The organism is Haloterrigena salifodinae (genome assembly GCF_003977755.1).
Lineage (GTDB): Archaea > Halobacteriota > Halobacteria > Halobacteriales > Natrialbaceae > Haloterrigena > Haloterrigena salifodinae.
This window is the reverse complement of record NZ_RQWN01000002.1, coordinates 411,110-423,829: the sequence shown is the minus strand read 5'-3', so window position 1 is coordinate 423,829 and position 12,720 is coordinate 411,110. Positions and strand designations below refer to the sequence as shown.

14 protein-coding genes are annotated in these 12,720 nt (G+C 66.4%); 9 read left to right on the top strand and 5 right to left on the bottom strand.

The genetic code is table 11. The features are described 5' to 3' along the window. Nucleotides 1–166: 166 nt before the first annotated feature. Complete coding sequence (locus EH209_RS10890; protein ID WP_126662929.1) at nt 167–619, top strand: DUF1467 domain-containing protein; 453 nt, start codon at nt 167–169, stop codon at nt 617–619. 294 nt (nt 620–913) lie between these two features. Further along, nucleotides 914–1,369, top strand: a complete 456-nt coding sequence (locus EH209_RS10885) for a hypothetical protein (protein ID WP_126662928.1) — start codon at nt 914–916, stop codon at nt 1,367–1,369. A gap of 136 nt (nt 1,370–1,505) precedes the next feature. On the opposite strand, the gene EH209_RS10880 is transcribed toward EH209_RS10885, so the two are convergent. After that, entirely contained in the window at nt 1,506–2,174 is a 669-nt protein-coding gene (locus tag EH209_RS10880) for an O-methyltransferase (protein WP_126662927.1), read from the bottom strand. Between the two features lie 130 nt (nt 2,175–2,304). On the opposite strand from EH209_RS10880, the gene EH209_RS10875 reads away from it, so the two are divergent. Further along, nucleotides 2,305–2,982 carry a LysE family translocator gene (locus tag EH209_RS10875; RefSeq protein ID WP_126663580.1) on the top strand — a complete coding sequence of 226 codons (678 nt, stop codon included), beginning with the start codon at nt 2,305–2,307 and terminating at the stop codon, nt 2,980–2,982. Nucleotides 2,983–2,986: 4 nt separating this feature from the next. On the opposite strand, the gene EH209_RS10870 is transcribed toward EH209_RS10875, so the two are convergent. Both EH209_RS10870 and EH209_RS10865 read right to left on the bottom strand, forming a co-directional pair. Beyond that, nucleotides 2,987–3,559 carry a DUF7332 family protein gene (locus EH209_RS10870; RefSeq protein ID WP_126662926.1) on the bottom strand — a complete coding sequence of 191 codons (573 nt, stop codon included), beginning with the start codon at nt 3,557–3,559 and terminating at the stop codon, nt 2,987–2,989. A 273-nt stretch (nt 3,560–3,832) separates the two neighbouring features. Continuing rightward, nucleotides 3,833–4,507 carry an HD domain-containing protein gene (locus EH209_RS10865; protein ID WP_008896291.1) on the bottom strand — a complete coding sequence of 225 codons (675 nt, stop codon included), beginning with the start codon at nt 4,505–4,507 and terminating at the stop codon, nt 3,833–3,835. A 220-nt stretch (nt 4,508–4,727) separates the two neighbouring features. Between EH209_RS10865 and EH209_RS10860 the strand changes: the two genes are divergently transcribed. The 3 genes from EH209_RS10860 to EH209_RS10850 all read left to right on the top strand — a co-directional run bounded on the left by EH209_RS10860 (nt 4,728) and on the right by EH209_RS10850 (nt 7,267). Then, nucleotides 4,728–5,144, top strand: a complete 417-nt coding sequence (locus tag EH209_RS10860) for a cobalamin B12-binding domain-containing protein (RefSeq protein WP_126662925.1) — start codon at nt 4,728–4,730, stop codon at nt 5,142–5,144. Continuing rightward, complete coding sequence (gene meaB, locus EH209_RS10855) at nt 5,141–6,214, top strand: methylmalonyl Co-A mutase-associated GTPase MeaB (protein ID WP_126662924.1); 1,074 nt, start codon at nt 5,141–5,143, stop codon at nt 6,212–6,214. The genes EH209_RS10860 and meaB overlap by 4 nt, the downstream gene beginning before the upstream one ends. Before the next feature lie 90 nt (nt 6,215–6,304). Beyond that, entirely contained in the window at nt 6,305–7,267 is a 963-nt protein-coding gene (locus EH209_RS10850; protein WP_126662923.1) for an alpha/beta fold hydrolase, read from the top strand. Between the two features lie 361 nt (nt 7,268–7,628). Here the strand turns inward: EH209_RS10850 and EH209_RS10845 are convergent, their stop codons facing one another. Together EH209_RS10845 and EH209_RS10840 are read right to left on the bottom strand one after the other, a co-directional pair. Then, nucleotides 7,629–8,018, bottom strand: a complete 390-nt coding sequence (locus tag EH209_RS10845) for a Zn-ribbon domain-containing OB-fold protein (RefSeq protein WP_126662922.1) — start codon at nt 8,016–8,018, stop codon at nt 7,629–7,631. Beyond that, entirely contained in the window at nt 8,018–9,184 is a 1,167-nt protein-coding gene (locus tag EH209_RS10840) for a thiolase domain-containing protein (protein WP_126662921.1), read from the bottom strand. Before EH209_RS10840 ends, EH209_RS10845 begins: the two co-directional genes overlap by 1 nt. Before the next feature lie 178 nt (nt 9,185–9,362). On the opposite strand from EH209_RS10840, the gene EH209_RS10835 reads away from it, so the two are divergent. The 3 genes from EH209_RS10835 to EH209_RS10825 all read left to right on the top strand — a co-directional run bounded on the left by EH209_RS10835 (nt 9,363) and on the right by EH209_RS10825 (nt 12,537). Further along, the gene (locus EH209_RS10835; RefSeq protein ID WP_126662920.1) at nt 9,363–10,430 is read left to right on the top strand and encodes a M42 family metallopeptidase; all 1,068 of its coding nucleotides are present in this window, start codon (nt 9,363–9,365) and stop codon (nt 10,428–10,430) included. 153 nt (nt 10,431–10,583) lie between these two features. After that, nucleotides 10,584–10,835: a hypothetical protein gene (locus EH209_RS10830; RefSeq protein ID WP_008896283.1), complete on the top strand. Its 252-nt coding sequence runs from the start codon at nt 10,584–10,586 to the stop codon at nt 10,833–10,835. Nucleotides 10,836–10,914: 79 nt separating this feature from the next. Further along, on the top strand, nt 10,915–12,537 hold the full coding sequence (locus EH209_RS10825) for an SLC13 family permease (RefSeq protein ID WP_164722032.1): 1,623 nt from the start codon (nt 10,915–10,917) through the stop codon (nt 12,535–12,537). Nucleotides 12,538–12,720 lie beyond the last annotated feature (183 nt).

Below are 12,720 nucleotides of genomic sequence, written 5' to 3'. Positions count from 1 at the left end.
CGCACTCGGTTGCGTCTCGGGCCACATCATTCTCACCTTCGTCTCATCGACGTCGGTAATACGTTCTTTGTTGTCGACCGCGACCGAACTGTGGTCACGATCCGCGTGGTCGAGCGCGGCCGGTTCGCGAGAGTTTTGTACAACGACTCGCTACCGCTTTGCAGCTATGAAACGATCGTTCGCGTCACGCTCCGGTTCGGTGCTCGTCGGGGCCGTCGCGCTCGTCGCCGTCGGCGTCGCGAGTAATATCGGGTTGGACTCGCCGTACCGGTTGTTCCCGTCCCTGCTTCTGATGGCGCTCGGCGTCGCCGGCGTCGCGACTCAGGTCCGCGATTACAGCGTCGCTCAACTCCGCCTGGCGGCGAAGCGCTGGTGGGTCGTCGCGTTCGTCGCGTTTCTCCCCTACGCGCTGGTCGCGGCCCCCGAAAGCGATTCGGCGGCGGCCGTCGCCGACGGACTCGCCGCCCCGCCGATCCCACTCGTCCTCGAGTCGATCTCGGGCGCGGTCGTCTGCTGTGCGGTGGCGGTGACGGTGCTGTACGGCTTCGCCAGCTACGGCGTCCATCCCGGCCGAACCTCGCCCGAGGAACGCGTTCTCGCGGACGGCGGAGACGACTAACGCGGACCGACGTCGAACCGGTCGTGACGGAGACCGGCGCCGCTCGACGGAACGGGGCCGTGTATCGGAACCCCCGCGAATCCACATAGCGTCCAATCCCGTCGAGGGATCGACGTTTTCGGTGACGCCTCCGGTCCCGCCGACTGAGCTATCAGTCGCGTCGCTGCTCGCGACTCGAGAGCGGACCGATCGCGGCCGATTTCGCCAGCAGCCGGCCGATCGTCGCCGCTCGCGCCGGTCGACGAATCGAGCCAACAGCTATATATCCGACCGCCTATTCATCCCGGCAAAGCGGTGCACGACGTGATTCCGACCTCCATCCGTTCGGATCGGCTGTTGCTAGCCGTATCGTTCGCCTGCTTCGCCGTCGCCGGCATGGCAACGGGTACCGTCGAGGCGCTCGTGCCGACGGTCGGAGCGACCGCGGTCGCCATCGCGGGCGTCTACTGCGTGGCCCAGTACGCGACCCGCGTCTCCCGACGGACGCTGGCCGGGCTTTCGGCCGCCTTCTGGCTCGGTTTTCTCGCGACCGCCGCGCTCCACGGCATCGGCCTCGAGACCGTCGGCGCGATCGTCCCGGGCGACGACGCGACGATCACCGGCTCGCTGACCGCGGTCACGTGGGCGACGCTGCTGACCGCCGTCGCCGCGACGACGTTCCTCGGCTTCCGCGAGTACGGCGCCGCCACCAGCGCCGATTCGCCCGAGGAACAGGTCCTCGAGGGTGACTCCGACTACTCGACGCAGTAACGCTCGTTTTCGGTCCCGTCGGTCGGTCTCTTTGCTCGACTTTCGGTGAAACTGTCGGATGTTCAACGGAAAGCGGACGATAAGTCGCACTGCTACCGGTACTAGTAGGACAGCACGTCGGCTCCCTCGAGGCGCCTCACTCGAGTCGGTAGCTGATCGCGATCCCCTCGCCCAGCGGCAGCGCGATCGTCTCGAAGTCGGGGTCGTCAGTTACCCGCTCGAGGTAGTCGGCGATCCCCTGCGTGTGCTCGTCGACGTCGCCGGGATCCTCGCCCTCGACGAGGGCGAGCAGTCGCTCGAAGTCCATTGGGGCCGCGGTGATCGCGTTGTCCGCAACGACGACGCCGCCCGGCGACAGCTTCTCGCGGACGGCCTCGAACGCGTCGCGGTAGCGGTGTTTCTGGCAGTCGATCAGGACCGCGTCGAACGGGCCGTCGTAGTCGTCGATCGTCTCGAGCGCGTCGCCTAGTTCGTACCGCGCGCGGTCGTCGTAGCCGCCCTCGCGCATGTACTCGCGGGCCATCTCGAGTTCGTCCTCGTCGACCTCGGTGAGGACGATCTCGCCGTCGTCGGGGAGGGCCTCGGCCATCCAGTAGGCCGAGTAGCCGTAGCCAGAACCGAACTCGAAGATCCGCTCGGCGTCGGTCAGCCGGGCGAGCAAGCGGAGGGTGGCGCCGACCTCGGGGCCCACGTATGGGAACCCCTCCTCGCGGGCGTAGTCGCCCATCTCGCGCAACGTTTCGTCCGGGCTCGGCCCGACCGCACGAACGAAGCGACCGATGTCGTCCGAAAGCACGTCGACCATGGCTCGCCCTTCATCGGCACGGGTATCAAAGCCGTCGACTCAAGAGGGTCGTTGTCACGGGTCGGGAACCCATACGAAATCGAAGTCAGCGTACTTTTCACGGCTGGTTGCCCACTCGAGTGTGAGAACCGTGACCGTCCTCACGACGGCGCTCGCGGGCGTGGTCTTCGGACTCGCGCTCGCCGCGCCACCGGGACCGATGAACGCGATTATCGCCGAAGAGAGCGTCATCCGCGGCCGGATCGCCGGCTTCAGGGCCGGACTGGGCGCGATGAGCGCGGACGCGCTGTTCTTCGTTCTGACGCTGGCCGGCGCCGTCGCGGTGATCGACCGCTATCCGGCCGCCCGGCCCGCGCTCTACCTCGCCGGCGGACTGCTGATGCTGTACTTCGCCGTGGGTGCGGTAGAAGAGGCCAGAAGCGCCACCACCTTCACCGACGGCCGCGAGGACGGGTCGTCGGGCTTTCGCAAGACGTTCGTCCTCTCGCTGACCAACCCCTACCAGATCGGCTTCTGGCTCACCGTCGGCGTTGGCCTGCTCCAACCCGGAACGCTCGACGTCCTCTCGCACGTCCCCGCCGCCGGGTCGGCTCTCGAGAGAGTGCTGGTCGTCGAGACCGGCTCTCCCGCGCTGTTGACCGGTTTCTTCGCGGGGATCGCGCTCTGGATCGTCGTCTATCCGGTAACACTGGACGCGGTCGGCCGTCGCGTCGACGCCTTCGCGCCCGTCGTTGCGGCGTTGAGCGCCGTCGTCCTCGTCGGGTTCGGGCTGGTCTTCCTCGCGATCGGAACGCTTCGGGTCGTCTGAGAACTCAGCACCGAATCATCTCGAACGGGCTATCGGCGGCCCGTCGGTCGCCGCGTTGCCCGTCGTCGCTTCCGCTCGCGGCACTGTCTCCGCTCTCGTTTTCGGCGCCGCCGTCGCTCCCGGCGACCTCGTCGGCCCCGAGTCCGCTCGAGGCCATCTCGAGCATCGGCAACTGGAAGTCGAACCCGCTGATCAGTTCGACCGACTCACCGGGACTCGAGAGGAGATCGAGGAAGCCGTCGCCGACGAACTGGATCCCGGCGACGACCTCGATGATCGAAGTCCCCCCGGTCGAGCCGATCATTTCGGCGCCGATCGCCCAGCCGGAATCGGTGAGCGGCCCGGCGTGGAGGCGAACCCAGATGTTTGTCCCGTCCGACGAACCGATGACGAACGCGGAGCCTCCGGCGTCGAAACAAGCCGATGTCTGCCCGTCGACGTCGACCTCGGTCTGACTCGCAGCCGGCGATCCGTCGACGACGGCCGCCGACTGCTGTGCGGCCCCGACGACCGGCCCGACTGTCAGTATAGCTAGGCAACAACACACGACGAGGCCGGTTCGGCGAACGCGTCCCATTACCACCGATTCGAGACTACACTGTCATGAACGCAACGGCCGTCTCGAATCGATATGGTTGGAGTCTGAAACGTCTCGTTCGTCCGTCGAGACCCAATCGACACTGATCGGCCGCCGAAGCGTTTCAGCTTCCGCGACGGACGGGACTGATAGTGTCGCTCTCGAGTGGAGGCGATTCTCGCGCGGAGATCGACGGCTCTCGTCGGGGATCGGCAGAACCGGGCGCTCGAGAAGGGTATTTCATCGACCGGTCGGCGGGATGGGACCGGCGCTCTAGTCGCCCATCGCGGCGATTTCGTCCTCGAGCCACTCCCGGAACCACTTCACACGCTTCAGCCGGCGGTGGGCGATCCCTTCGGCGGTGTCGCTCTGGACGCGGGAGGCGGCGTCGTAGCCGCGCTCTAAGACGCGGTCGACCATCTCGTCGCAGTCCATGTGAGTCCGCGCCTCGTAGCCCATCCGCAACAGCATCAGGGCGGTGCCGTTGGCCCCGACCTTGTCGAGCAGGTCGGCCTCGATGAGACACTGGGCCTCGAGCGTGAGATCGGTCAGGTCGCCCTGGTAGGAGTGGTGTTCGATGGCCCGACAGACCTGCTCGATGAACGATTCGGGGTAGTCCGCGCGGGACTCGAGGTACTCCCGGGCGACGCGCGCGCCGGCCTCGGCGTGGAGCTCCTGATCGGTCTCGAGTTTGGCGACGTCGTGAAAGAGCGCGGCGACGCGGGTGACGTCGATGTCGGCACCCTCCTCGCGTGCGATATCCGTCGCGAGTTCGACCACGTTGAGAATGTGGTTATGTCGGTACTCCGCCGAGTGCCACGGGTACCAGCGCATCCGACCGCCCTCCTCTTCCTTCTCGACGCTGGCCGCGAGATACTCGAAGACGAACCCTTTCATCTCCTCGAACTCGGCGTCGGACACCCTGGTCTCTTTTATTTCGACGCCCACGAGAGATCCCTCCGCAGTAAACGAACGATAGTCATTACCGGAATGTTAGGTCGTTTCGCTCTTTAGCCTTTGGTTCAGTTACGCAGTGCAGTTTTTTGATACGTTCGTCGGCCGGTATCCCCGACGCCCGCCTGTGACTCGAGAGGGTCATTACCGGCGTTGGCCGCAAATAGCATGAATATCCGTTAGAATCAAAGCGACGGCCGGGGAAAGGGTGGGTATGAGTAGCGAACAGGAACAGGAGTCGATCCGGTGTCTCGTCGCCAAAGTCGGTCTCGACGGCCACGATCGGGGGGCCCACGTCATCGCGCGGGCGTTCCGCGACGCCGGCTTCGAGGTCATTTACTCCGGGCTGCACAAGGCGCCCGAGGAAATCGTTCAGGCGGCCGTCCAGGAGGACGTCGACGTGCTCGGAATCTCCATCCTCTCGGGGGCCCACGACACACTCCTCCCGAAGATCATGGACGGACTCGAGGAGTACGGCGCCAAGGAGGACACGCTCGTGCTGGCCGGCGGCGTCATCCCCGAGGAGGACCGTGCCGAACTGAAGGCGGAGGGCGTCGCGGCCATCTTCGGCCCCGGGACGTCGGTCGAGGAGACCATCGAGTTCGTCCGCGAGAACGCCCCCGAGCGATGAGCGCGGACGAGGAGTTACTCGAGGACCTGCTCGCGGGCAAACACCGCGCGCTGGCTCGAGTCATCTCGAAGATCGAAAACCGGTCGCCGGGGTACCGGGACCTCGTCTCCGAACTGTACGCCCACACCGGCGACGCCGACGTGATCGGCGTCACGGGCAGCCCCGGCGCGGGGAAGTCGACGCTGGTCGACAAACTCGCGGAGACCTACCGCGACCGCGGCGAAACGGTCGGCGTCATCGCGATCGACCCCTCCTCGCCGTTCACGGGCGGCGCGGTGCTGGGCGATCGCATCCGGATGGCCTCGACCGTCGGCGACATGGACGTCTTCGTCCGCTCGATGAGCGCCCGCGGGACCCTCGGTGGACTATCGACAGCGACCGCGGACGCCGTCAAGGCGATGGACGCCTTCGGCAAGGACAAGATCATCATCGAGACCGTCGGCGCCGGCCAGAACGAGATCGACATCGTCCGCACCGCCGACACCGTCGCCGTCCTCGTCCCGCCCGGCTCGGGCGACGAGATCCAGACGCTGAAGGCGGGGATCCTCGAGATCGCGGACGTCTTCGTGGTCAACAAGGCCGACCGCGACGGCGCCGACCGGACCGTCCAGGAGCTGCGCGATATGATCCAACTCGACGAGGGCGGCGGCATGGCCGGCGGGGGCGGCCACCACAGCCAGGAGGTCATCGACGCCCACGACGACTGGGATCCCGAGGACGATGTCGACGAAGCTGACGCCGAGACGTGGACCACCCCCATCGTCGAGACCGTCGCCACGCGCGGCGAGGGGGTCGACGACCTCCTCGAGGCGTTCGCCGACCACCGGCAGTACCTCGTCGACTCCGGCGAGCACGCCGAACAGGTCCGCGGTCGCTACGCCGAGGAGATCCGCACGCTGCTGCGCGAGGACGTCCACGACATGCTCGAGGACCGACTCGCGGCCGCCGGAGGCGTCGAGGACCTCGCCGAAGCGGTCCGGCAGGGCGAGACCGATCCCTACTCCATCGCCGACGACGTGTTGGCCCCCGTCGAGACCTGTCTCGAAGATCTCGAGATCGACGACGGCTGACGGAATCGACGCGATATCGGCGGCGATTCCGGTGTCGGCGACTGCGTTCCAACCGCAAATCTAAGACGCTCGCGGTCATACCGACCGGTTATGAAGGCCCGAACAGTCCTCGGCGCAGCGGTCGGCACCGTCGGCGCAGCCGTGCTCGGAAATCGCTTCCTGCAAAAGCGAGCGGGCGACCTCGAGAACCCGCTCGTGGGGATCGAACGGACGTATCGATGGCGCGGCATCGAGACGCGCTACACCGTCGCTGGTGATCCGAACGATCCCGACCTGCTCCTCTGTCACGGAATCTACGCGGGCGCGAGCAGCCACGAGTTCCGGCCGATCGTCGAGCGACTGGCGGATGATTACCACGTGATCGCCGTCGACCTCCCCGGGTTCGGCCGCTCCGAACGACCGCCGCTGGTCTACTCGGCGACGCTCTACGCCGAGTTCCTCCGCGACTTCGCCGACGAGGTGACCGACGAACCGATCGTCGTCGCCTCCTCGCTGACCGGCGCCTTCGCCGTCAGGGCCGCCGCGGAGACCGAATCCTCCGACCGGGACGACTTCGAACAGCTCGTGTTGATCTGCCCGACCGACGAGACCGCCGACGAACGGCCGTGGGTTCGGACCCTCGTTCGAGCGCCCGTCGTCGGGACGACGCTCTACAACCTGCTGGCGAGCAAACCTTCGATTCGCTACTTCTACGACCGCGACGGCTACTACGATTCCGACCGGATCGACGACGAGACGGTCGACTACGCGTGGCGGAGCGCCCACCAGCCCGGCGCCCGCTACGCGCCCGCCTCGTTCAGCAGCGGCACCCTCGTTCCCGACTTCGACCTGCAAACCGAACTGGCCGGCCTCGAGACCCCGACCACGCTCGTCTGGGGTCGCGACGCCGATCTCGTGCCGCTGCGCGAGGGGCGGGACCTCGCCGAGGCCGCCGACACTGACCTCGTCGTTATCGACTACGCGACGCAACTGCCCCACGCCGAGCACCCCGACAAGTTCGTCGAGTACCTGACCGCTGAATTGCCACACGTCGACGTCGATATCGGGGATTAACGTCACGTCGGGGATCGACCGAGATCCGCAACGGGAGACTCGTCCAATCTGTCATCGTTCGGTGGGACGACTCACCGTTCGAGTTGCGAACTGAGCCACAAAGCATATTCCGTGGAAGTGTGATTCGCCGAGTAGGACGGTGGACAGCGGGTAGGGGTACTCGCAGTTTCTGTCCACCGATTTATCTCACGTCGTGGCGGAGGAGACTCCGTCCGTCAGGAGCGACGCGACGATCGATCCGAGTGCGTCGCACAGCTGGACGAGAGAGTGTTCCGGACTGAGAAACGCGTCCGAGAAAATCGTCTGCGAACCGCGTCTGCGAAGGCGGAGCGAACGGCGCCCTAAACCGCGATTCGGTCCGCTATACCGGGCTGAACCCGAGCACGCGCTCGCCCGTCGTCTCCGACACCGTGACCTCGATCTCGACCTCGAGTCCGGTCTCGACGTCCTCGGGATCGATGCCGACGACCTGGCCCGTGATCCGCACGGGACCGAAGCGCGCGACGGCCGTCGCGTAGGGGGCGTCCTCCTCGAAGGCCGGCGTCGGGACGTGCGTGACGGTGAACGTCTTGATCTCGCCGCTGTCGGGTAACTCGAGGTCCTCGAGTTCGGTCGCGCCGCAGTCGGGGCAGACCCGACGGGGCGGCAGGGAGCCGTGGTCGTTCGGACACGCGAGGTAGTACGCTCGGTCCTCCTCGGCGGCGTCGAGCCACTCGTCGAAGCCGGCGTCTCGGGTTTCGGAGTCGTTCATTACTCGCTCACCTCCAGAACGTGGACAGTCGCACTCGCGACGGTGCCGCCCGCGTTGTGGGCGACGCCGGTCGTCGCGCCCTCGACGAACTCGCTGTTGGGGTGTTTCCCGGAGAGCAGTTTCGTGACCTCGGCGATCTGGGAGGCGCCGGTCGCGCCGACCGGGTGGCCCTTGGCCTTCAGGCCTCCCGAGAGGTTGATCGGCGTCTCGCCGTCGGCGGTCGTCCGGCCGTCGCGGGCCGCCGAGATGCCCTCGCCGATCGGGAACAGATCGAGCGACTCGATCGCGAGCACTTCGGCGATCGTGAAGCAGTCGTGGACCTCCGCGAAGTCGACGTCCGCGGGGTCAACGCCGGCGTCGGCGTAGGCCTCCTCGCCCGCCTCGCGGGCCGCGGGCGAGCGTGCGAGGTACTCGCGGTCGTGGAGGGCCATCCGGTCGCCGCCCTGCCCGGTGCCGCTGATCGAAACCGGCGCCTCGAGGCCGTGTTCTTCGGCGTACTCCTCGCTCGTGAGGACCACGGCGGCCGCGCCGTCGGAGATCGGACAGGAGTCGTACAGTCCCAGCGGGCTGGAGACCTGCGGGGCTTCGAGGACGTCGCTGACCTCGATCGCGCTCTGGTACTGGGCCTTCTCGTTGTTCAGGGCGTTCTCGTGGTTCTTGACGGCAATGTGGGCGAGGTCCTCGTGCTCGCCGCCGTACTCGTCGAAGTAGGCCTGGGCCATCAGCGCGTAGGCACCGGGGAAGGTCATCCCCGCGCGAACCTCCCAGAGGTCGTCGGCGGCGATCGCGAGCGCCTCGGTCGCGCCCGCGGTGCCGAGGTTGGTCATCCGCTCGGCGCCGCCGACGAGGATCACGTCGTCCTCGCCGTTGCGGATTCGCATGACCGCGTCCCGGACGGCCGTGCCGCTCGAGGCGCAGGCGGACTCGTAGCGGGTCGCCGGCGCCCGTACGCCCGCGGCCTCGGCCATGAGGGGGCCGTGGTGGCCCTGGTGTTCGGACAGTTCGCCCATGAAGTTGCCGTAGAGGAGGGCGTCCACGTCGTCTCGAGAGACGCCGCTGTCCTCGAACGCCGTGATACTCGCTTCCGCGAAGAGGTCCCGGCTGGTCCGCTTGGGCGCGTTTCCGAACGGGGTCAGGCCGACACCTGCGACACGTACGTCACTCATATACACACGTCTAGCGGACCACCGCGTTAATACCCCGCGGTTAATATGGAAACCCCCAGCCGCCGCGAGCGATTCACGCGCGTGGCCCGCGAGCGAGCCGTCCGACGGATTCGCCCGCCGAACTCGCCGAGGGCTCGCCATCCGCGGGTTTATAGTCGAACCCATCACAAGATCGGTCATGGCATCCGCCCCGTTCGATTTCGAGTTTCTCACGGAACTGACCGAGACGAGTGGCGTCCCCGGCTACGAGGACCGCGTTCGTGATCTCGTCGTCGACGCGTTCGAGGAGAACGTCGACCGGATCCGAACCGACGCGATGGGGAACGTCGTGGGGACGCTCGAGGGCGACTCCGACTACTCCGTCGCAGTCGCCGCGCACATGGACGAAATCGGCTTCATGGTCCGCCATCTGAAGGGCAGCGAGGACGGCTTCGGCTTCGTCGAACTCGACGCGCTGGGCGGCTGGGACGCGCGCATCCTCAAGGCCCAGCGCGTGACGATCCATACCGACGACGGCGATCTGCCGGGGGTCATCGGCTCGCCGCCGCCACACACCTTGAGCGACGAGGACCGCGAGAAGACTCCCGAGGTCGAGGACGTCGTCGTGGACGTCGGCCTCCCCTACGAGGACCTCGAGGAGCGGGTCTCGCCCGGCGACCTCGTGACGATGGACCAGACGACCGAGCGCGTCGGCGAGACGGTCACCGGCAAGGCGCTCGACGACCGGATCTGCCTGTTCGCGATGCTCGAGGCGGCCAGCCGGCTCGAGGATCCCGACGTGACGATCCACTTCTGTGCGACCGTCCAGGAGGAGGTCGGCCTGCGGGGCGCCCGCGCGCTGGGCGTCGACGTCGACCCCGATCTGGCGCTCGCACTCGACGTCACCGTCGCCAACGACATCCCCGGCTTCGACGCCGGCGATCGCGTCACCGAACTCGGCGACGGCGCGGCGATCAAGCTCAAGGACGGGAGCGTCATCACGAACCCGAAGGTCCACAAGCGGCTCCAGTCGGTCGCCGACGAGGCGGAAATCGACTACCAGCGCGAGATCCTCCCCGCCGGCGGCACCGACACGGCCGGCTTCCAGCTTTCCAACGGCGCCAAACCCGTCGGTGCGATCTCGATTCCGACGCGATACCTCCACACGCCGACCGAGGCTGCCCACGTCGACGATGTCGCGGCGACGATCGATCTCCTCGAGGCGTTCCTCTCGAGCGAGGACGGCGAGGAGGACTACACCCTCTGAGACCGACCCGGGGAGGTTTCGAGCGATCGTCGTCGACCATCGTCGATCGCTGCCGATCGTCCTGTTTCGGCCCGACCGTATCGGGCGAAAAGACAGTGCCGTCGGCCGAACGATTTCAACAAAGCCTTTTGACATTCACCGCACCGACTACGTATGACATCTTCTGACGTTCCGGATCTGGATCTGGACCGGATCTCGCCCCTCGGCTGGCGGTTGCTTCGAGTGGCGGCCGGCTACGAGCAGCGGGCGGTCGAGCGGGAGGTTCCCGAGCTCATGCAGGCCCACATCTCGATGCTCGAGAACGGAAATCGGTCACTCTCCCGATCCCGCCGGCAAACGCTCCTCGAACTCTACAGCGAGGAGCTCACCGAAGACCAGATCCGCGCGATCGTTCGTCACTTTTAGCGGCCGTTCAGCGGCGCTTCGCAGGATGTGAGCCCATGACAAGATTTAAGGACGATAATGATAATGATCGACTGTATCAATGATACACGGTCGAATGAGCCAGTCTAACAAGCGGATCGTCAAATTCCTCATCGCAGTTGTCGGAACGATCGCCATCGCGGCCGCACCATCTCCGACCGGCCTCTCGATGGCGGGCCAGTATGCGCTCGCGACGATGTTCTTCGCGGGCTTCCTCTGGGTGACGGGCACCTTCCCGCTGGCGGTTACCGCGTTGACGATCCCGCTGTTGCTGACCGGCACCGGCGTCTACGACGACATGGACGTCGCGCTATCGGGGTTCGCCGATCACATCATCTTTCTGTTTCTGGCGGGCTTCATGCTCGCGAACGCGATCCAGAAGTACAACATCGACCGGCGGATCGCGCTGTACACCATCGCCAAGATGGGGAGTTCGCCGCGGCGGTTGATCCTCGCGATCATGGTCGTGACCGCCACGTTGTCGATGTGGGTCTCGAACACCGCGACGACGGCGATGATGACGCCGATCGCGGTCGGCGTCCTCACGCAGGTGCTCGATCGCGACGATCTCGCCTCGGTCGACGATCCGGTCCCCGACGACCAGCCGACCGAAACGGCCGCCGACGGCGGGGCCGTCGAATCGACGCCGGTCGAGTTCACGAATATCCAGATTTCGATGTTACTGGGGACCGCCTACGCGGCGAGCGTCGGCGGCGTCGGCACTATCATCGGCACGCCACCGAACGCGATCCTCGTCGGCCAACTGAACGCCGTCCTGGACTACGAAGTCGGCTTCGCCGACTGGTTCCTCGTCGGGTTCCCGATCGTCGTCGTGACGCTGCCGCTGGTCTGGTTCCTCCTCACCTACATCCTCTACCCGCCGGAGGTTCCGGATGTCACCGAGGCCCGAGCGAACGCCAGGGAACAACTCGCTGCGGAGGGTAAACTCAGTACGCGCGGCAAGCGAGTCGCCGCGATCTTCGCCGCGACGGCCGGCCTCTGGATGATCGGCGGTCTCGGTGAGTTCTTCGAGCCACACCTCTCGAGCGTTTGGATGACGTCGCTGTTCGGCGGCGAGGGAGCGACGGTCTTCGGCGTCGACGGCCACCAGGGGCTGCTGTACTACGTGGTGGTCGGCGTCGCCGCGGTGCCCGCGCTCGTGCTGGCCGACACGATGGAGTGGGACGAACTGGTCGATATCGACTGGGGGACGCTGCTGCTGTTCGGCGGCGGCATCTCGCTGGCCAACGCCCTTGCAGACACCGGCGCGACGAAGTGGATCGCCGAGACGGTCTTCGGCGGACTCGTCGGATCGCCCATCGTCCTCATCATCGGCGTGGTCGTCCTGCTGGTCATCTTCCTGACCGAAATGACGTCGAACGCCGCGACGACGAGCATCATCGTTCCCATCCTAATCAGCCTCGGGAGCGTCTTCTCGGCGACTCTCGGCCTCACCGACTTCTCGACGTCGCTGTTCCTCGCCGTGGCCGGCACGATCGCCGCGAGCTTCGCGTTCGCGCTTCCGGTCGCGACGCCGCCGAACGCCATCGTGTTCGGGAGCGGCTACGTCGAGCAGCGCCACATGCTGCGAACGGGACTCATCCTGAACGCCATCATGACAGCGGTTCTGACCGGCCTCATCTGGTTCCTGTTTACCTTCGTCTGGCCACACACGCTGTGGTGAGTCCGACCGCGCCGCGAGAGAGGCGTCCGTCGTTGGACGCTCTTGCGACCGGATTCGGTGGAACCGGGTGCGAATCGCTTACGCAGCCGACCGAGCCTCGAGACCGACGAGCTACGCGAACTCCCCGTCACGATCGATGACCGACACGAAGCAATCGACGTCCGTCGAGTCGGCGCGACGACA

Bases quoted from the DNA above. Each gene is read 5' to 3' on its own strand.
- EH209_RS10890 (WP_126662929.1), top strand. From the start codon at position 167: ATGAAACGATCGTTCGCGTCACGCTCCGGTTCGGTGCTCGTCGGGGCC.
- EH209_RS10880 (WP_126662927.1), bottom strand. From the start codon at position 2,174: ATGGTCGACGTGCTTTCGGACGACATCGGTCGCTTCGTTCGTGCGGTC.
- EH209_RS10870 (WP_126662926.1), bottom strand. From the start codon at position 3,559: ATGGGACGCGTTCGCCGAACCGGCCTCGTCGTGTGTTGTTGCCTAGCT.
- EH209_RS10860 (WP_126662925.1), top strand. From the start codon at position 4,728: ATGAGTAGCGAACAGGAACAGGAGTCGATCCGGTGTCTCGTCGCCAAA.
- meaB (WP_126662924.1), top strand. From the start codon at position 5,141: ATGAGCGCGGACGAGGAGTTACTCGAGGACCTGCTCGCGGGCAAACAC.
- EH209_RS10850 (WP_126662923.1), top strand. From the start codon at position 6,305: ATGAAGGCCCGAACAGTCCTCGGCGCAGCGGTCGGCACCGTCGGCGCA.
- EH209_RS10845 (WP_126662922.1), bottom strand. From the start codon at position 8,018: ATGAACGACTCCGAAACCCGAGACGCCGGCTTCGACGAGTGGCTCGAC.
- EH209_RS10840 (WP_126662921.1), bottom strand. From the start codon at position 9,184: ATGAGTGACGTACGTGTCGCAGGTGTCGGCCTGACCCCGTTCGGAAAC.
- EH209_RS10835 (WP_126662920.1), top strand. From the start codon at position 9,363: ATGGCATCCGCCCCGTTCGATTTCGAGTTTCTCACGGAACTGACCGAG.
- EH209_RS10830 (WP_008896283.1), top strand. From the start codon at position 10,584: ATGACATCTTCTGACGTTCCGGATCTGGATCTGGACCGGATCTCGCCC.
- EH209_RS10825 (WP_164722032.1), top strand. From the start codon at position 10,915: ATGATACACGGTCGAATGAGCCAGTCTAACAAGCGGATCGTCAAATTC.